At 69.2% G+C, this 18,453-nt stretch carries 14 protein-coding genes and 4 pseudogenes; 10 read left to right on the top strand and 8 right to left on the bottom strand.

Features of this window, described 5'->3' with window-relative positions; translation table 11 throughout:
* Nucleotides 1-13: 13 nt before the first annotated feature.
* Nucleotides 14-3,154, bottom strand: coding sequence for a DEAD/DEAH box helicase (locus IOD14_RS38800; protein ID WP_212672762.1), 3,141 nt, complete (start codon nt 3,152-3,154; stop codon nt 14-16).
* 245 nt (nt 3,155-3,399) lie between these two features.
* On the opposite strand from IOD14_RS38800, the gene IOD14_RS38795 reads away from it, so the two are divergent.
* Together IOD14_RS38795 and IOD14_RS38790 are read left to right on the top strand one after the other, a co-directional pair.
* Nucleotides 3,400-4,164, top strand: a complete 765-nt coding sequence (locus IOD14_RS38795; protein WP_212672761.1) for an SDR family oxidoreductase — start codon at nt 3,400-3,402, stop codon at nt 4,162-4,164.
* A 220-nt stretch (nt 4,165-4,384) separates the two neighbouring features.
* Nucleotides 4,385-4,864: a hypothetical protein gene (locus IOD14_RS38790; RefSeq protein ID WP_249126176.1), complete on the top strand. Its 480-nt coding sequence runs from the start codon at nt 4,385-4,387 to the stop codon at nt 4,862-4,864.
* A 75-nt stretch (nt 4,865-4,939) separates the two neighbouring features.
* On the opposite strand, the gene IOD14_RS38785 is transcribed toward IOD14_RS38790, so the two are convergent.
* Nucleotides 4,940-5,788, bottom strand: a complete 849-nt coding sequence (locus tag IOD14_RS38785) for a DUF4394 domain-containing protein (RefSeq protein ID WP_123989554.1) — start codon at nt 5,786-5,788, stop codon at nt 4,940-4,942.
* 311 nt (nt 5,789-6,099) lie between these two features.
* Here IOD14_RS38785 and IOD14_RS38780 point away from each other — a divergent pair, with 311 nt between their 5' ends.
* Nucleotides 6,100-7,362, top strand: a complete 1,263-nt coding sequence (locus IOD14_RS38780; protein ID WP_174269146.1) for a helix-turn-helix domain-containing protein — start codon at nt 6,100-6,102, stop codon at nt 7,360-7,362.
* Between the two features lie 73 nt (nt 7,363-7,435).
* On the opposite strand, the gene IOD14_RS38775 is transcribed toward IOD14_RS38780, so the two are convergent.
* Both IOD14_RS38775 and IOD14_RS38770 read right to left on the bottom strand, forming a co-directional pair.
* Nucleotides 7,436-8,446: an SEC-C domain-containing protein gene (locus IOD14_RS38775; protein ID WP_212672760.1), complete on the bottom strand. Its 1,011-nt coding sequence runs from the start codon at nt 8,444-8,446 to the stop codon at nt 7,436-7,438.
* Between the two features lie 100 nt (nt 8,447-8,546).
* On the bottom strand, nt 8,547-10,019 hold the full coding sequence (locus tag IOD14_RS38770; protein WP_123989551.1) for a beta-1,6-galactanase: 1,473 nt from the start codon (nt 10,017-10,019) through the stop codon (nt 8,547-8,549).
* Between the two features lie 229 nt (nt 10,020-10,248).
* Between IOD14_RS38770 and IOD14_RS38765 the strand changes: the two genes are divergently transcribed.
* Nucleotides 10,249-11,037, top strand: coding sequence for a class E sortase (locus IOD14_RS38765; RefSeq protein ID WP_212672759.1), 789 nt, complete (start codon nt 10,249-10,251; stop codon nt 11,035-11,037).
* A 17-nt stretch (nt 11,038-11,054) separates the two neighbouring features.
* Here the strand turns inward: IOD14_RS38765 and IOD14_RS38760 are convergent.
* Nucleotides 11,055-11,366: pseudogene (locus IOD14_RS38760) on the bottom strand (MFS transporter); the annotation flags it as partial.
* On the opposite strand from IOD14_RS38760, the pseudogene IOD14_RS38755 reads away from it, so the two are divergent.
* The 4 genes and pseudogenes from IOD14_RS38755 to IOD14_RS38740 all read left to right on the top strand — a co-directional run.
* Nucleotides 11,352-11,669 (top strand): annotated as a pseudogene (locus tag IOD14_RS38755) (transcriptional regulator); the annotation flags it as partial. The pseudogenes IOD14_RS38760 and IOD14_RS38755 overlap by 15 nt on opposite strands.
* A 35-nt stretch (nt 11,670-11,704) precedes the next feature.
* The gene (locus IOD14_RS38750) at nt 11,705-12,016 is read left to right on the top strand and encodes a DUF6412 domain-containing protein (RefSeq protein ID WP_212672758.1); all 312 of its coding nucleotides are present in this window, start codon (nt 11,705-11,707) and stop codon (nt 12,014-12,016) included.
* 87 nt (nt 12,017-12,103) lie between these two features.
* Nucleotides 12,104-12,817, top strand: coding sequence for a YidC/Oxa1 family membrane protein insertase (locus IOD14_RS38745; protein ID WP_212672757.1), 714 nt, complete (start codon nt 12,104-12,106; stop codon nt 12,815-12,817).
* 126 nt (nt 12,818-12,943) lie between these two features.
* On the top strand, nt 12,944-13,801 hold the full coding sequence (locus tag IOD14_RS38740; protein ID WP_212672756.1) for a fumarylacetoacetate hydrolase family protein: 858 nt from the start codon (nt 12,944-12,946) through the stop codon (nt 13,799-13,801).
* A gap of 97 nt (nt 13,802-13,898) precedes the next feature.
* Here the strand turns inward: IOD14_RS38740 and IOD14_RS38735 are convergent, their stop codons facing one another.
* From IOD14_RS38735 to IOD14_RS38725, 3 genes are read right to left on the bottom strand one after another with little or no spacing between them, the layout of a single operon-like run.
* Nucleotides 13,899-14,756, bottom strand: coding sequence for an LLM class F420-dependent oxidoreductase (locus tag IOD14_RS38735; protein WP_212672755.1), 858 nt, complete (start codon nt 14,754-14,756; stop codon nt 13,899-13,901).
* 44 nt (nt 14,757-14,800) lie between these two features.
* Complete coding sequence (locus IOD14_RS38730) at nt 14,801-15,310, bottom strand: heme-degrading domain-containing protein (RefSeq protein ID WP_123989545.1); 510 nt, start codon at nt 15,308-15,310, stop codon at nt 14,801-14,803.
* Nucleotides 15,307-16,398 carry a Gfo/Idh/MocA family oxidoreductase gene (locus tag IOD14_RS38725; protein WP_212672754.1) on the bottom strand — a complete coding sequence of 364 codons (1,092 nt, stop codon included), beginning with the start codon at nt 16,396-16,398 and terminating at the stop codon, nt 15,307-15,309. Before IOD14_RS38725 ends, IOD14_RS38730 begins: the two co-directional genes overlap by 4 nt.
* 48 nt (nt 16,399-16,446) lie before the next feature.
* On the opposite strand from IOD14_RS38725, the pseudogene IOD14_RS38720 reads away from it, so the two are divergent.
* Together IOD14_RS38720 and IOD14_RS38715 are read left to right on the top strand one after the other, a co-directional pair.
* Nucleotides 16,447-16,869, top strand: a pseudogene (locus tag IOD14_RS38720) (winged helix-turn-helix transcriptional regulator); the annotation flags it as partial.
* An 870-nt stretch (nt 16,870-17,739) separates the two neighbouring features.
* Nucleotides 17,740-18,384: pseudogene (locus IOD14_RS38715) on the top strand (ROK family protein); the annotation flags it as partial.
* Between the last annotated feature and the right edge of the window lie 69 nt (nt 18,385-18,453).

Genomic DNA, 18,453 nt, shown 5'->3' with positions numbered 1-18,453 from the left:
GGGTTGTCGCTTGTTAGCCGGCGGCGATGGCTGAGTACGACCACACATCCGCAGGCAACTCATGATGCAGCTGCCAAGTGATGGCCATGGGCTTGCTGCCCTCATGTCGGACGTAGGTTGCGGGGCCCAGCAGCATCCACGGCTGCGCTTTGCCGATGTCGGTGTCCTTGTAACGCCTCATGAAGAGGAGCACATGGCTACCGCGTTTCACGTGCTCTTGGTAGCGCAGACCGGTGGGTGAGGTCTCTGCGGTGGTGCTCTGCGACTCCCAGTGGAAGAGAGAAGGACTCAACGCATAGTCCTTGTACCTGACAGTGGGGGAGAAGTCCTTCTCGTTCTTCTCCAGCGTGATCAGTAGCGCGTCCGTCTGGTTCGGCTGGTCCCATAGGACGCCCTGTGCGAACGAGCCGGGCATCTGCCCGTTGAGGCGAGCAACGCCAAGCGCGGCCAGGATCTCCGAGCGGTTGTATGCGCTGTGGATCTTCAGAGGGATGTGTGCGTGCGGGGCTTCCAAGGCAATGGGGAAGTGATCGGTCTGGCCCATCACGTGGTGGAGCACCTGACGTAGCTCGCTACGAAGCGCTCGCTGCTCGCGAAGAGACTCAAGTCCCTCCGCGTACGAGCCGAAGCCGCCGGCCTTGTCCCAGAGGTTGAAGAAGAGCATGCGAGCGTAGGTCTGGTTCCTCGGGTCCAGAGCCTCGTACGTCGGGGCGTCATCGCTCAGCAGGCGGGTGTATGCCGCGGCGCGCTCAGGGTCGTCGACGTGCAGGAAGGCGTGTACCCGCTTCAACAGGTCCTCTTCGCCGTCCTGTTCAGGCAGGTCGGCTAGGCCAGCTCGCCGCAGGACGGACGTCCATGAGTTGCTCGACTTGTACAACTCCTTGACTTCGCGGCGGCTTTCCCTGAGATAGTCCGCGAGGAGCCGTGTATCGAAGTCCCTGACTTCCTTGGCGAGAGTCTGAACGGTTGCCTTGATCTGGGTGCGAATATTGTCCAGCACGATGTCCTTGGACTTGCCTTCAAGGATGATCTGGCAGCCCGAGGGCAGTAGCGGGAAGTCGTGCTCGGCATGGTCGAGGAGTCGGTTGCGCGACAAATTTGTCATCGCGCGGAACTGCTCCTCGAACCGGAATTCGGCTCGATGCTGGCCGATGAAGTCCAGAACAGTGAGTACTGGTTTGTCCTGTGTGCGCCGCAGTCCTCGGCCAAGTTGCTGGAGGAAGACGGTTGCGCTGCTCGTTGGGCGGAGGAGTAGGAGCGTATCGACGTCGGGGATGTCCAAGCCCTCGTTGAACAGGTCTACGGAGAAGATGACCTGGATCTCACCGGCCTTGAGTTCGGCGAGGATCCGGTCACGGGTTTCGGGCTTTGACTCGCCGTCCAAGGCTTCAGCCTTGATTCCCGCTTCCTGGAAGCATTTCGCCATGAAGTGGGCGTGCTTCCTGGTCACGCAAAATCCCAGTGCCCGCATGCTCATCGGGTCGGATACTTTGTCCCTCACCTGCTTGAGGACGATACGAGCCCGAGCATGATCGGCCGAGAACAGGTCGCCGAGCTGACTCTGATCGTACGTTCCAGAACGCCAGTTGAGGCGGGTCAGATCCGTCCCGTCCGGCACGCCGAAGTAGTGGAACGGGCAGAGAAGGTCGTTATCCAGCGCCTCCCAGAGGCGCATCTCGGCGGCAATCCTGCCTTCGAAGAACTCGTTCTGCACATTGAGGCCGTCGGCTCGCTCAGGGGTGGCGGTCAGACCGAGGAGCTGCTTCGGCTTGAAATGGTTGAGAACGCGGCGATACGTCGTAGCCGTAGCATGATGGAACTCGTCGACGACGATGATGTCGAAGTGCTCCGGATCGAACTGGTCGAGTCGCTGGTCGGTAAGCGATTGGACGCTGGCGAAGACGTGCTGCCAGTCCCTCGGCAGTTCACCGCTGAAGAGCGGTTCACCGAAGGAGGCATCGTCGAGGACTTCCCGGTACTTCCGCAATGACTGTTTCAGGATCTCCTTGCGGTGAGCTACGAAGAGTAGCCGCGGGTACTTTTTGCCGCCCCACTGCTTGTGCAGATTGCGGTAGTCAAGGGCGGCCATGACGGTCTTGCCCGTTCCGGTTGCGGCGACCAACAGGTTGTGATGGTGACCGCGGACTTCACGCTCGACGCGCAGACGCTCCAACATGTCGGCCTGATGGGGGTACGGCCGAACCTCAAGGCCCGAGAGGCTGATCTTTGAGTCCTGCTGAGACGACGAGCCGCCAGCCACGCCCAACGCTTCGTCCAACTTACGGGCATCACGATCGGGGTCGTACGCCTCAAAAGCGATGTCGTTCCAGTAGGAGTCGAAGCTAGCTTCGAACTTGTTCAGCACAGCTGGAGTCGCGACAGACGACAGACGTACGTTCCACTCCAAGCCGTCGAGAAGAGCAGCCTTGGAGAGGTTGGAACTGCCTACGTACGCGGTGTCGAAGCCGCTGTTGCGGCGAAACAGCCAAGCTTTGGCGTGCAGACGAGTCGAGCGAGTCTCGTAGTTGACCCTTACTTCGGCGCCGAAGTCTCGGACGAGACGGTCGAGGGCATGCCGGTCGGTGGCACCCATGTACGTCGTGGTGATGACGCGAATCGGCACGCCTCGGTGTGCGGCTTCACGGAGTGAACTCTCCAGGACGCGGATGCCGTACCACTTGACGAACGCGCACAGCAGGTCGATGCGGTCGGCCGTGGCCAGCTCCGCGCGCAGTTCGGCACCCAGACTGGGATCGTCCGGAGCGTTGGTGATCAATGCGGTTTCGGAGAGAGGCGTCAGGGGGCGGATTGCATAGACGCCAGGGGCTTCCTGCTCCGCGAGGGCGAGCAACTGCCGGGGGCCGTCGACGATGGCGCCGTTGTGTGCGTCTTCATTCGGTTCGGGCGCACTGATGGTGAGCGACTGCATGATCTGGTTGGCGACCGCTACCTGCTCCTTCTGCGGCAGCTGAGCCAACCGGCGGCCGAGGACCTCACTGATGTGTCTGGCCAGCACGTGTGGCGTGGACTCTGCACTGACCTCTGCGTCGATGGTTTTCCAGCCCGCAGCCTCGAGTCCCTCTATCTGATCGTGTAGTTCCCGAGTGATCAGCCGTTCGTGGACGCCAGCCCTGAGGTCCCCCGATTCCGCCACGACCGCTCCTTCGTTCCCATGTGCCGCTGTGGATCTTTTGTAACAGCACTCACTGACAATCGGAGGCCCTCTGCTGAAAAGTGATCGTTTTCAAGCCGTGGGCCTTGGGTGTGGAAGATGTGCGTAAAGGCCGCTCGTTCCGTGGTTGCTGCGGTCCGCCCCCTTCTCTCTAGGGTCGGGCGAGCGGTCCGGTGGCCTCCGGTCCAGGTCCTGGGTGCCTTCCCGCCGCGGATATCTTGTCCGCCATGACTCAGATCCCGGGAACCAGTCAGCATCCCCAAACCCTGGCCGGCAAGGTCGTAGTCGTTACCGGTGCAGCCCGAGGGCAAGGTGCCGCTGAGGCTGCTGCGTTGGCTCGAACTGGGGCCACGGTGGTCCGGACGGACGTGCGGCCAGAAGGTGATGACTGTCGGCGGCTGGATGTCAGTCGTGAGGACGACTGGGCCGAGCTGGCTGCCGAGTTGCAAGAGGTCCACGGTCAGGTGCACGGGTTGGTCAACAATGCCGGGGTCATTCAGCGGGATCGGATCGACAGTGTTCGGGCTGCGGACTTCGCGCAGGTGCAGGCCGTGAATACCGTTGGGCCGCTGTTGGGGATTCAGTACCTTGCGCCGCTCATGCCGCCCGGGTCGTCCATCGTGAACGTCGGGTCTTCTGCTGCGCTCACCGGGTACTACCCCGTTGCGTACACCGCCAGCAAGTGGGCTCTGCGCGGGGTGTCCAAGGTTGCCGCCATGGAGTTGGGGCCTCGGGGGATTCGGGTCAATACCGTGCATCCGGGGTACATCGAGACCGAGATGACGGCCGGGGCCACGGAGACTTTCCGGGACGCGATGCTCGGGGAGACGCCGTTGGGGCGGAGCGGGACCGTTGATGACATCGCTCCGCTTGTGGTGTTTCTGATCTCCGATCAGTCCTCGTTCATCACGGGGGCGGAGATTCCCGTCGACGGCGGGCTCAGCGCGCACGGCGGGGTCAAGTCCATCTCGGATGCGATGAGGGCCGGTTGACCAGCGGCTCTTTACTCGTCGATGTGATGCTGCGGTTACGGGTGCAGGGGTGAAGCACCCCTTCGCCCGTGTCTCCGTGCCGGGAGCCCAGGGCCCGCCGACTTGTCGTCTTCGGGCGGAGATTTCGTGAAAAGGACGATGCTCATCCTGCGGCAGGCAGAGCATTCCGTGTGCACCTGTCATGTACCGGATCGACGGCATCTCATCACGGGAGTTGCGGATGAAGCGTCTGCGGAGAACACAGCTGCTGGGGATCGGTGTAATGGGGCTGCTGCTCGGGCTGGTCGCCGCCCCGGCCGCGCAGGCCGCGCCGGCCGGGGGCGCAACTGCTGCCGCTCCCGCGGCCGTTGAGTGCAGTGGCAGCTGGGACGGCAAGAGCTACTGGGCCAAGAGCCCTTCAGGGGCCAGCGGGGGCGGCTACGCGCGCACTTACTGGAACGCCTCGACCAAGCGGAACTGCGCGAAGTTCTTCTCCAGCCCCTACGACGGACTGGCGTCCAACATCACGCTCTATCTTCACGACGAGAGCGGCGACTACACCGCCGACCCGCCGCCGGAGCACCCGGCGAACTACCACTACTACGCCGGGCCGGTCTACACCTGGTTCGACGCGACCAACGAGTGCATCCACCTGAGCGGGTCACTGGTCCGGGGCGGGGTGAAGTACACCCTCAGCACCCCGGACATCCGGTGCGGCTGATCCCTGTCGGCGACCCATCACGACCAGTCCGTGGAAGAGGGGGGTGAGGAAGGTGCTCGCCCCCCTCTCCGCAGGTCAGGAGCCCGTCAGGGATATGGCCAGGTCTGTGATGTTCAGGGGGAACTGGCCGATCGAGGTGGCCTGGCCTGTGAAGACGTTGACGGTGTAGAGGGACGGGGTGGCGGCGCCGTTCGGGGTCAGGGTGGCGAAGGCGGCGTTGTCGGTGGTCCTGCCGCCGGACAGGGTGCTGTAGATGTCCAGGCCCGCGTTGAGGCCGGCGTCGAGGCCGAGGCTGCCGGTCGGGGCGAGCGTGCCGTTGTTCGCCGGGGACTGGAGGACGACCTGGTCGCTGGTCGTGTTGATGTCGACCAGCGTGGTCGCGGTGGTCGCGTCGAGGTCGTTGTTGGTGTAGGCGGCGGCCGAGACCCCCTTGGTCGTGCCCTCGATCGGTGGGGTGGTGAGGTTCAGGTCCTGGATGGTCGTGTGGTCGTTCAGGTTGTGGCGCAGGTTCTGGCCGTTGTCGCTGATCACACGCAGGCGGTCGGCCGCAGGGTTGAAGTCGACGCCGAAGTTGCTGCCGTTCAGCGCGTACTGGAGCTGGGACACCTTGGTGACCACGACGTCCATGGTGCCCGTCGGGAGCTTGATCGTGTAGATGCCGCCCTTGTTGCCGACGCCGTACAAGAGGCCGTTCTGGACCCGGAAGTCGATACCGATCAGGCCCGTGTCGCCGCTGAGGCCGGTGACCGCCCTGACCCAGTCGAGGACCTGTGGCCGGTCCGTGGTGAATGTGGCCATCAGGGTTCCGTCGCCGCTGATGCCGAACGCCCGCAGGCTGGGCGCGGCGGCGGGAGCTGCCGAACCGGTGCCCGGTGTGCCGAGCATGAGTGCCGTCGACGTGACCATGACCGCGACCGCCGCCATGACTCTTTTTCTCGTTCCTGCTTTCATCGAGTTTCCCTCCCGTTTGACCGTGCGCCATGCGAGGCGTCCGGATAAGAATGTGGGCGGATTCGCGCCGCGCTTATCGGTGCGGGTGTCCACGCGGTTCTCATTAAGGTCGCTTCACAGCTCCTCCACAAGTGAAATGAGTGACGGAAACGCCCTGGTCCGGGAATTTTGCGCACAGTGACAAAGAGGCTGCCGGTGTGTGTTCCGGCCTTTTGTGCCAAGTGATGAACCTCGTCCGGATCTCATCTGTCGCCCCGTTCGTCCCGAATGGCATGCTCACGCCCATGGGGAGTCTCTTCGCCGAGCTGGCCCGGCAGGCGTCGGCCAACGCCCGCCGCGAGGTCGAGACGTACACGCGGGAGATCCCGGAGTTCGGGTTCCTCGTGAAGGATCCGCGGGCACGGGTCGACACGCTGGAGCACGCGATGTGGCTCCGGCGAAGAACCGTCGAACTGTCTCCGGACAACAGCGAGTTGAGTCAGAGCGATCTCGGTTACATCGCCTCGATGGGGGAGCTGCGGGCCGCGGCCGGGATGTCGCTGGACACACGGCAGCGGGTGCTGGGCGTGCACACCGCGCTCATGCTGCGCGAGATCAACGAGGCGACCGAGGCCCAGCGCGGCGGCGACGTCGACGAACTCATGCGCATGATGGCCTGGTTCGCACCGCAGGGAGAACGTGGCATCGGTGCCTATCGCCAGGGATTCGTACGCGTACTCCGCCGCCGAATTCCGTATACCGAGCAGGTCGCCCTGCTGGCCAGGTCATTGTTGAGCGGAGATCCTATTGCGGAAGAACTCGCCGAAGCCGTCGACATGGAGCTGTCGGATTACTACGCGGTGACGGTGTTCCGGCTTCCGGAACGCCCCGTCGTCGATCGATTCCTGGAAAACGAGATCGGGGCACTGGTGAAGACCTGCCGGGCACCGGTCCTGTGGGGACCGGAGGGCGGCGACGGGAGCGGCGAGCTGATCGCCCTGCTTCCCCTGATCCCCGGAGTGGGAGCCGGAGCCGGTTCCGGCACCGCGGCGGACGTACCGCCGTACGTCGTTCCCGATCTCTTACCCGACCTCGAACCCGGCCATCTGCCGGACCTCGTACGGGACTTCGCCCATGCCCTCGGCCGCCCCTGTGCCGTCGGCACGGCCGTCGCACCGTCGGCGGAGCTGGCCGAGGCTCTGGAGCGCGCCCGGCGGATCGCTCTGGCGGCGCCGGTGCGCCGACCCTCCGCCCGGCTGCGGCCGCACTCCCTGGCCGACGTGTTCGTCGAACTCGCTGTTGCGGACGTGCCGTTCGTCGATGACTGGCTCCGCGCGGTGGCCCGTCGGCTGGAGCCCGGTCCCGATCTCCTCGTCACCCTCGACGCGTACTACCGGCACGACATGCACCGCGGTGCCACGGCGACCGCGCTCAACGTCCACACCCGCACGCTGGACTATCGGCTGCGCCGGGTCCGCGAGCTCACGGACATCGACCCCGGTTCCACGCGGGGGGTGCGGACGCTCAGCGCCGTCGTCACCCGGCATCTGTCGGGGGCGTGGTGCTGAGCGGTCCGGCAGCGCCGGAACGGGCCCGGAGCGGTCGACAGCTCCGGTGAAGCCCGCCCCGTCACCCAGCCGCTCAACCTCCGTGACACTCCCCGTAGATCCGTCCCGACCCGCACCAGCAAGCCGTCCCCCGCTGCGGCGGCCACTCCACCGCGCGGCCCCGGGCCGCCAGCGTCGTCGCGTACTGGGGGAGGAGTGAGGTCTCCGTCGGGGACGTGCCCTCCGAGGCTGCGAAGGCCTCGTAGGAGGGGACCGTGCCCGAGACGATGCCCAGGTTCGGGGTGCCGGAGGCGGCGAGCTCGCGCAGGGACGCCTCTATCGTCGCCAGGTGCTCCTCGTGGGAGGGGTACTCCGACTCCAGCGAGGGGTACGCCGTCAGCAGTTCCGACAGTTCGGAAGCCGGCCAGTGCAGGACGGCCACCGGGAACGGGCGGGACAACGCCTCCCGGTACGTGCCGAGTTCGGCGCGCAGGCGGGAGATCTCCGCCTCCAGTTCCGCCGGGTTCTCCGAGCCGAGGGACCAGACGCGCTTCGGGTCGTGCAGTTCGTCGAGGGAGACCGGCGAGGAGTGGAGGGTGTCCGCCAGGGTGTCCCACTCGTCGTGGGCCAGGCCGAGCATCCTCCGGACGCGGTGACGGCCGAACAACAAAGGATGCGTGGAGTACGGCGGCTCCGCCACGTCCGTCAGGAGGATCCTCGCGCCCTCCGTGAAGGTCTCCTGCGCCTGCTCCAGTTCGTCGTGGGACTCCAGGGCCTCCGCCACGATCACCCAGGGCGCCGGGTCCTTCGGTGCCGCCGCCCGGACGCCCTCGATGATCGCGCGGGCCTCGGCCTCATGGCCGTACTCCCAGAGGTTCGCGGCCTTCAGGGCGCGGACGAGAAACGGGTTCTCCAAACCGTCCTGCGCGGCCAGCAGGCGGTCGTAGAGAGAGGACGCGGCAGGGCGGTCGCCGGCCAGTTCCAGATGGGCCGCGGCCTGCAGGAGCAGGGCCTCGGCGTCCTCGGGATACCGGTCGGCGGTCCGCTCCAGGCGCGCCGCTTCGGCGTTGTGGTCGACGTTTTCGGCAGGCGTGTCGGGGCGCATGGGTGACACCGTACTGCCGATCAGTGTCAAAGAAGAGAGAGGTGCAGGCCAGGCCCGGTCAACGGGGGAAGAGCCCGGGGCCCGGCCCGCACCCGCGTCCTCAGATCGTCACGCCGTCGATCTGCAGGGTCTGCACCGCCTTCGCCGCGAACGGCACGGCCACCGACTTCCCGCTCAGGAAGGTGTTGGAGTACGAGGCGTACTTGTCGCCGCCCGTGGTCACCGTGTTCCAGCGCGGGACCAGGCCGCCGGAGCCGCCCGTCACCGTGGTGAAGCGGGACAGGTCGAAGGTCAGGGTCTGGGCCGAGGTGGCGGTGTTCAGGGCCACGATGACCAGGCGCCTGGCCGAGGAGTCGTAGGCCGCGACCGCGTTGCTCACCCCCGTGTCGAGGATCTTCATGCCGGGGCGGATGTGGCGGCTGAACTGGGCCAGCACGTAGTACTTCGTCTCGATCGCGCCGGCCTGGAGGGTGCCGGCGTCGTACTTGATCACGCCCCAGCCCGCCGTCGGGTCCATGACCTGCCAGTAGACCCAGGCCGTGGGGTGCAGCCAGCGGAAGTCGTAGAGGAGGTTGAAGGCCGTGGTGTAGCCGGTGCCGTCGCCGTCGCCGGTCTCGGAGTTCCACAGCTTCTTGCCGGCCGTGGTCACGACGTCCGTGTACAGCAGGTCCCTGCGGCCGTTCGAGCCCTGGTAGCCGTGCACGTTGACCTGGTTGACGTACCCCTTGGTGGTCGAGCTGAAGGAGTTCCAGGTGGTGCGGGCGAGGTCGTAGCTCGTCTCGTCGGAGGCCGAGATCTTCACGCCGGTCAGGCCGCGGTTGTTCAGCTCGCTGCGCAGGTACGGCAGTACGGCCGACTGGACCGTCGCGTCCATGTGGCAGCCCTCCTGCGTGCCGGTCGCCGTCCACCAGGACGAGGAGGGTTCGTTGAAGGCGTCGACCGTCGAGAAGTTCACGCCCCAGTTGTTCTTGGCGTACAGCGCGGTCGCGGCCAGGTGGGAGGCGTGCTGGCGGTAGTTCCAGGTCTGGAGGTTGTTGCCGCCGCCCGAGGCGCCCGACGGGTTGTGGTTGCTGCACATCCACCACATCGGGGAGTTGGCGAAGAGCTCCGAGGTCGCGCCCCTGGACGTGGCCTTCACCAGCATCGCCCGCTGGTTGGCGTCCGCCGTCCAGTCCCAGGCGCTCGACGTCGGGTCCTCGTTGTTCCAGTCCTGCCAGTAGCCCTCGATCTGCTTGAACGCGGGGATGTTGGCGGAGGCGACCATCGACTCGCCGTTCACGGAGTTCCAGCTGCACGCGCCCAGGTTGTAGCGGGCGATGTTCAGGCCGAGTCCGGGGAGCGAAGTGCCGTTGTAGGTCGTCGACTTGGTGGTGAAGAAGATGTCGGCGAAGTCGTCCCGGGCGCCGAACACGTTGGCCCACCAGGCCAGGGAGGTGCCCCAGCCCTCCCAGGTGCCGTACGAGGTCCCCGGGCTGACCGCGATCGTGGCGTCCGCGCGGGCGGTACCGGTTGCCAGCGCGCTGCCGAGGAGGGTGCCTCCTGCGGCTGTCAGCAGCGTTCTGCGTCGGATCATGGCTACTCCGAACTCCGATGGATCGACGCGGCCGTCTGACCCGCGTCGTGGCCTGCCCCGTTCATGCCAGACGAAGCATCGGGTGTGGCCAATGGGGTTGTCGAGAGTTCTGACAGCCCTTCTTAAAACCTGTGGAGGAAGTTCGGTATGCCGGACAGCCCCTCGGCCCTGGTGACTTGAGGGCCCGCCCCTTATCGTGCGGGCGGCCTTGTCCGAGGAGGCGTGACCCATGCGGCAGCGCATCATGCACCACGGAGCCCGGCGCCGGCGCGAGCGTCGCCGACGCGCGGTGTGGACCGGCGGCGAGCTCCTGGTCACCGTGGGCGTCGTCCTGCTGCTGCTCGTCGCGCACCAGCTGTGGTGGACCAACCACGAGGCCAAGGAGGGCGCCCGGCGCGGAGTCGAGGCGCTGGAGCGGGAGTGGGGCCGGGACGGGGGAGGCGACTCCGGTACCTCCTCGGACTCCGGGTTCCCGTCCTCCGACCGGGAGTACGCGGGCCCCTCGGAGTCCCCGGCCGACCGGCGACTCCGCAGCACCGCCGACCGGAACCCCACCCCGCCGGACCTCTCGCAGGCGTACGCCGTCCTCGACATCCCCCGACTCCACCTGCGCGTCCCCGTCGCCGAAGGCGTCGGCAGGCAGAGCGTCCTCAACAAGGGGTACGTGGGCCACTACCCCGGCACCGGGCAGCCCGGCCGGGCCGGGAACTTCGCGCTCGCCGGGCACCGCAACACCCACGGCGAGCCCTTCCGGTACATCAACCGCCTCGAGCCCGAGGACACCGTCCGGGTGGAGACGCGGAGCGCGGTGTACACGTACGCCGTGGACAGGACCCTGCGCCAGACCTCGGCCCGCGACTCGGGAGTGCTCCGCTCGGTCCCGCGCTCGACGGTCCATCCCTCCTACAGCTACACCGCGCCCGGTTACTTCATCACGCTCACCACGTGCACCCCGGAGTACACGTCCCGGTACCGGCTGGTGGTGTGGGGCAGGCTGGTCTCGATGCGGCCGCGGTGACGAGGCCGCTCCCGGCGTCACCGCTCCCGCAGTCCCGCCACGCTCGCGGCCGCCACCAGTGCCAGCCCCGCCGACACCAGCATCGCGATGTCCGCGCCGTGGGCGAGGCCGCCGCCGGAGGAGGTGGCGATCGCGATGGTCAGGGCGACTCCGGCGCAGGAGCCGATGTAGCGGAAGGTCTGCTGGGCGCCCGCGCCCATCGCCGCGCGCGAGGCGGGGACGGACTCCACGGCGAGCAGCGGGAGTGCCGCGTTGAGCAGGCCGCTGCCGACGCCGGCGATCACCAGGCCCGGCAGCAGCCGTACCCAGGACCCCGCGTCCAGCGAGCCCCGCCCCGCGACGAGTACGTCCTCACCGACCGCGGCATCGCCCTCGGGCCCACCCTGCGCGCCCTCGGCTGCTGGGGCCGCGAGCACCACGGCGACACTGTGCTGCTGGTCTTCCGGCACGCCGAGTGCGGCACCGAACTCGGCTCCTACGGCGAATGCCCCGCCTGCGCGGTCGTCGTACCGGTGGCGGACGTCCTCATGCTCCCCGGCCCCGGACTCGACCCCGACCCCGCGAACCCGCTCAGCCGCGCCCTGCTCAAGTCCAAGAGGCTCTTGCAGCCGATCGCGGTCGATCAGGTATAACCGGGGGAGGACCCGCAGCGAGAGGGGGAGTGGCCGTGACACGCACCTGGACGACACCGCGTCCTGCCGCCGTGCTGCTCTTCCTCCTCCTCGACCTCGTCCTGCTCGACGCCGGCAGCCTCTCCGCCGCCGTCGCGCTCGCCGCGACCGCGGCGGCCGGCTCCGCGCTCGCCGCCTGCTCGCTGCTCGCCTCGCGCTGCGCACCCGCCGTACCGCCCACCCGGGTCCGTACGGCCATCCGCGACCGCGACCGCCGCACGGCCTTCCTGCCGCAACGCGACCCCGACGCCAAGGGCCGCCCCCGCCCCCGAGCGCCCGGTCACGCCCTCCCGGCGACCGCCGCGTAGGGGCTCACTTCCTCAGGGACACCCCACGCGGGTCGTCATGCCGCCTTCATCGCTTCCGGCACGACGAGACCCCCGGAGGGCTCACCCATGTCCGTCTTCGCTGATCTGGTCCAGCATCTCGCCGACCTGCTCCACCCCCTGTTCGGCGCCACCGCGGCCGCCGCCGCGATCGTCCTGTTCACCGCTTTCGTACGACTGCTCGTGCACCCCCTGTCCCGCGCCGCGGCCCGCGGCCAGAAGGCCCGCACCAAGCTCCAGCCGAAGATCGCCGAGCTGCGCAGGAAGCACAAGGACAGCCCCGAGAAACTCCAGAAGGCCGTGATGGCCCTGCACGCCGAGGAGAAGGTCTCACCGCTGTCCGGCTGTCTGCCCGGCCTGTTCCAGCTGCCCGCGTTCTTCCTGCTGTACCACCTCTTCTCCAACACCACGATCGGCGGGCAGGCCAACGAACTGCTCGGCCACGAGCTGTTCGCCGCGCCGCTCGGCGGACGCTGGGCGGACGCGCTCGGCAACGGCGGGGTGTTCGGGGGAGCGGGGCTCGTGTACGTCTGCCTCTTCGCGTTCGTGGTCGTGGTGGCTACCTTCAACTACCGCCGCACGAAGCGGATGATGGCCGCCAACCCGGTCGTGCCGGTGACCGACGGGCAGCCGGTCCCCGGGGTGGGCGCGATGACCAAGGCCATGCCGTTCATGTCCTTCTTCACGCTCTTCACGGTGGCGGTGGTGCCCCTGGCGGCCGCGCTGTACGTGGTGACCAGCTCTACCTGGGCCGCCGTCGAGAGGGCCGCCCTCTACCGCTGACCGGCCCGGGCCGGTCCAGTCCGTGAACCGGGTATTGCGGACCGGACACTCAGCTTGGAGGATCGACCAGTCATCCGATGGCTGCACCCGTCGGCGGGCGCCCCGCGATAAAGGGAGATAGTGATCATGAAGCTGCTGCGAGTCGGTACGGCGGGAACGGAGACGCCCGCGCTGCTCGACGCCGACGGAGTCCTGCGGGACCTGTCCGGTGTCGTGGACGACATCGACGGGACGCTCCTCGCCGACGACGCGGCACTCGGCCGGGTCCGCGCGGCCGCGGAGGCCGGGGAGCTGCCGGCGCTGGACGCCACCGGGCTCCGCGTCGGGCCGCCGCTCGCCCGGATCGGGAAGATCGTCTGCATCGGCCTGAACTACCACGACCACGCGCGCGAGACGGGGGCCGAGCCGCCCGCCGAGCCGGTGATCTTCTTCAAGGCCGCGGACACCGTGGTCGGGCCCTACGACACGGTCCTGGTGCCCCGGACGTCGGTGAAGACCGACTGGGAGGTCGAGCTGGCGGTCGTGATCGGGCGTACGGCCCGGTATCTGTCCTCCGTCGAGGAGGCGCTCGCCCATGTCGCCGGGTACGCGGTGGCGCACGACGTGTCCGAGCGGGAGTTCCAGATCGAGCGGGGCGGGACCTGGGACAAGGGAAAGAACTGCGAGACGTTCAACCCTCTCGGACCGTGGCTGGTGACGGCGGACGAGGTCCCCGATCCGCAGAGCCTGTCGCTGAAGCTGTGGGTCAACGGGGACCTGAAGCAGAACGGCACGACCGCCGAGCAGATCTTCCCCGTGGGCGAAGTCGTGCGCTACGTCAGCCAGTTCATGACGCTGTACCCCGGTGACGTGATCAACACGGGCACGCCGGCCGGGGTCGCGATGGGCGAGCCCGAGCCCAAGCCGTATCTGCGGGCCGGGGACGTGGTGGAGCTGGAGATCTCGGGGCTGGGGCGTCAGCGCCAGGAGTTCAAGGACGCGTAGACGCTCCGCTGGGTGAGCCGGGGATGCACGTTGCCTTGCGACTGCGGGCCGTCTTCGGCTGGTCGCGCAGTTCCCCAGCGCCCCTGGTAGCTCATCTTCACGCCAGTAGCGACGCGAGCCTGCGCCAGGCCTCCCTCGGGAGGTCGTAGCGCGGGCCGCCGTCCACGATCTGCAGGGCCACGTGGTCCGCGCCCGCTTCGATGAACTCGTCGATGCGGGCGCGGATCCTTTCGTCCGTTCCCCAGGCGAAGACGGCGTCGACCAGACGGTCGCTGCCGCCGTCCTTCAGGTCGTCCTCCGTGAAGCCGTTGCGGAGGAAGTTGTTGGTGTAGTTGGGCAGACCGAGGTAGATGGCCAGGTAGTCGCGGGCCAGGGTGCGGGCGCGGGCCGGGTCGCTCTCCAGGACCACCTTCAGCTCGGGCGCCAACAGGGGCGCCTCGCCCAGGAGTTCGCGGGACGCTGCCGTCTGCTCCGCGGTGATCAGATACGGGATCGAGCCCGCCGAGCGGTCCCGGGCCAGCTCGATGGTCCTGGGGCCCAGCGCGGCCAGGACGCGCCCCTCGGCAGGCGCTCCCGCCTCGTCAAGGCCGTCCAGGTAGGCCACCAGGGCGGAGTACGGGCGCCGGTACTGCTCCGCGAGCTTGGCGTGGCTGACGCCCAGGCCCAGGACGAAGCGGCCGGAGTGGGCGGCGTTCAGGTCGGTGAAGCTCTTGGCGGCGGCCTCGGGTTCGTGGTCCCAGATGCTCTGGATGCTGGTGCCGACGACGATCCGCGAGGTCGCCTCGAGGAGCGGGGCGGCGTGGGCGGCGGAACTGCTGCCGCCCAGCCAGATCGCGCCGAACCCGAGCTCCTCCAACTCGGCGGCGGCCTCGGCGCGTTCACCCTGCTGCGATGGGTCCTCCCCGCGCAGACCGCCGCCGTTCCAGATGCCGAACTTTCCGATGGTCTCCTTCATGGCAGGTGCCAACGCGGGAGAACCCGGCGCTCATTCCTGTTCCGCTAAAGACTCTTGCCCAAGAACTCCTCCAGCGCCTCGACCACCATGCGGTGGTCCTGGAGCTGGGGCAGGCCCGAGACCGTCACCGTGCCGACGACGCCCACGCCCGCCACCGTGATGGGGAAGGAGCCGCCGTGCGCCGCGTACTCGTCCGGGTCCAGACGCGAGGACTCCTCGAAGGTGCTGCCCTTGGCGCGGAAACGGGCGCCGACCAGGTAGGAGGCGGAGCCGTAGCGCTCCACGACCCGGCGCTTGCGATCGATCCAGGCGTCGTTGTCCGGGGTGGAGCCCGGCAGGGCCGCGTGGAAGAGCTGCTGGCCGCCGCGGTGGATGTCGACGGCCACCGGGGCCTGCCGCTCCCGCGCCATCTCCACCAGCAGCGTGCCCAGCGCCCACGCGTCCTCGTACGTGAACTGCCGGAAGACCAGACGGCGTTCCTGCGCCTCCAGCTCCTCCAGGGGCGGGGTGAGTTCGGGATGGAACTTCGGGGTCAGCTCGGTGTTGTGCGTCACAGCTTCACCGCCACTCCGTCGTGGGCCGAACGGCGCGCCGCCTCCAGTACGTCGAGGGCGGCGGCCGCCTCCAGTGCGGTCACCGGGTTGGTGCCGCCGTCGGAAAGGGCCCTGGCCACGGCCGCATAGTAAGCGGGGTAGTCGCCGGGGAGGGTGGGGACGGGGCGGCCGCTGCCCGTCACGGGGGACTCTCCCTCAGAGGGGGTACCCCCAGCACCGAGTCGGCCCCACAGCGACTCGGGCTCCCGGCCCCAGTCGGCGGCGGTGCCGGGGCGCTCGCCCTCCCTCAGGGCCGCCTCCTGCGGGTCGAGGCCGTACTTCACATAGCCCGCCCTGGAGCCCAGCACCCGGAAACGGGGGCCGAGTTGGGCGGTGGTGGCCGAGGCGTAGAGGTGGGAGCGGACGCCGCTCGTGTGGGTGATCGCGATGAACGTGTCGTCGTCGACCTCGGCACCCGGGCGGCGGACGTCCGCCTCGGCGTACACGGAGGCGGCGGGCCCGAAGAGGGTCAGGGCCTGGTCGACCACATGACTGCCGAGGTCGTAGAGCAGACCTCCGATCTCTGCGGGGTCGCCGGACTCGCGCCAGCCGCCCTTGGGGTGCGGCCGCCACCGCTCGAAACGGGACTCGAAGCGCCACACCTCGCCCAGTTCGCCCTCGTCGAGGAGCTTGCGCAGGGTCAGGAAGTCGTTGTCCCAGCGCCGGTTCTGGAAGACCGAGAGCAGCAGTCCGCGCTCCTCGGCGAGGCCGGCGAGTTCGCGGGCCTCGGCGGCCGTACCGGCGACGGGCTTGTCGACCACGACCGGCAGGCCGGCCTTCAGGGCGGTGGTGGCGAGCGGGACGTGCGTCTTGTTGGGGGACGCGATGACGATCAGGTCCAGGTCGCCGGCGCGGGTGAACAGCTCGTCGGCGTCCGCGACCGTACGGACGTCCGGGAACTCGGCGCGGGCCTGTTCCTGCCGCTCGGGGTTGGAGGTGACCACCGTGTCGAGGGTGAGGCCCTTGGTGGCGGCGATCAGCGGGGCGTGGAAGACGGAGCCCGCGAGGCCGTAGCCGACGAGGCCCACGCGGAGGTCAGCAGCAGTCATGCACTCCACTTTCGCAACGCTGTTGCCAAAGTGCAAGCGTGGCGGACAATGGCAGACGTGAACAGGACGAACGGTGGCGTCAACCTCCTGGCCCTGCGCAGCCACAACACCGCGCTCGTGCTCGACCTGCTGCGGTCCGCGGGGGCCGGGGGGATCAGCCGCCTGGAACTCGCGGAACGCACGGGGCTGACCCCCCAGGCCGTCAGCAAGATCACCGCCCGGCTGCGGGAGGAGGGCCTCGTGGCGGACGCGGGCCACCGCGCCTCCACGGGCGGCAAGCCGCGGACCGTACTGCGGCTGGTGCCCGAAGCGGGCCACGCGATCGGCATCCACCTGGACCGGGACGCCCTGCGGGCGGTGCTGGTCGACCTGGCGGGAACGGTACTGGCGGACCGCTCCACCGCGCTGGACCTGGGCGCGGGGGCGGAGGCCGTCGTGGAGACGGTCGCGGGGGAGGTCGAGGCGCTGGTGAACGGGGTGGGTGCGGGGGCGGGGGGAGGACGTGGAGCGGGGGGTGCTGGGCTGGGCACCGGGCCAGCGGCCGGTATCTCGGCAGGGGCGGACGCCGGTTCAGTGGCCGGTGGCGCGACAGGGGCGGACGCCGGGTCGGCGGGCGGAATCGTGGCAGGGTGGGACGCCGGGCCAGCGGCCGGTATCTCGGCAGGGGCGGACGCCGGGTCAGCGGCCGCGGTCGCGGCGCACACGGCTGGGGGCTCCACCGCAGAGGCCTCCGGGCAGGCCCGGGCATCCGCACCGGCCCGGGCTTCCGCACCGGCCCGGGCTTCCGCACCGGCCCGGGCTTCCGCACCGGCCCGGGCTTCCGCACCGGCCCGGGCTTCCGCACCGGCCCCGGCTTCCGCCCTGCGCTCGGCCGCCGTGCCGGAATCGGACTCGACCTCGGCTGCGACTTCCGCGCAGGCCCCGGCCTCCCCGCCGGACCCGGGCTCGCCCTCCGCACGGCCCCCGGCCTCCACGCAACCCCCGGCCGCCGTGCCGGAATCGGACTCGGCCTCGGCTGCGACTTCCGCGCAGGCCCCGGCCTCCCCGCCGGACCCGGGCTCGCCCTCGGCACGGCCCCCGGCCTCCACGCAACCCCCGGCCGCCGTGCCGGAATCGGACTCGGCCTCGGCTGCGACTTCCGCGCAGGCCCCGGCCTCCCCGCCGGAACCAGCCTCGCCCTCGGCCCCGGCCTCCGCACGTCCCCCGGCCCCCACGCAACCCCCGGCCTCCGTGCCGGACCCGGGCTCACCCCCGGCCCCGGCCTCCGTGCAGGAACCCGCCCCCACGCACCCCCCGACCCCCCTACCGAAACCAGCCTCGACCTCTGCCCCGGCCCCCCTCCTCCTCGGCGTCGGCGTCGCGCTCCCCGGGCCCCTCGACCACACGCGGGGCGTGCTGCACCGGGTCACGGGCTTTCCCGAGTGGGGCGGGTTCCCTCTGCGGGACGCGCTCGTGCGGCGGCTCGGGGTGCCCGTGGCGGTCGACAAGGACACCAACGCGGCCGCACTGGGGCTCGCGGTCGCGGGGGAGCGTGGATCGTTCGCGTATCTGCATCTCGGCACGGGCCTCGGCGCGGGGCTCGTCATCGACGGGACCGTGCACCGCGGCGCGCGGACCGCGGCCGGGGAGTTCGGCCACCAGGTCGTTCAGCTCGACGGTCCGCCCTGCGGCTGCGGTGACCGCGGCTGCGTCGAGGCGCTGTGCCTCACGGCGGTGGCCCGCGGCGACCTCACCGAAGCCGCCCGCGTCCTCGGCATCGCGGCCGGCAACCTCGTCGCCCTGCTCGACATCGACCTGGTCCTGCTGGGCGGCCGTACCGTCGCCACCGCCCCGGACGCCTTCGTGCGCGGAGTCGCGGCGGTCCTCGACGAACGCGCCCGGCGCACCGGCGAGGAGACGGTCCCCGTCCGGGCCGCGGTCGGCGAGGTCGCCGAAGGGGCGGCACAGCTCGTGCTGGCCCCGCTGTTCGGGCGAGCCGACGCCTGACGTCCGCTGATCGAGGGGACTTCCCGGGCCTACCGGAGCGGCATCCCCGATCCGCCGCCCCCGCCCGGC

The organism is Streptomyces sp. A2-16 (assembly GCF_018128905.1).
Lineage (GTDB): Bacteria > Actinomycetota > Actinomycetes > Streptomycetales > Streptomycetaceae > Streptomyces.
This window is presented reverse-complemented; position numbering and strand designations above follow the sequence as displayed.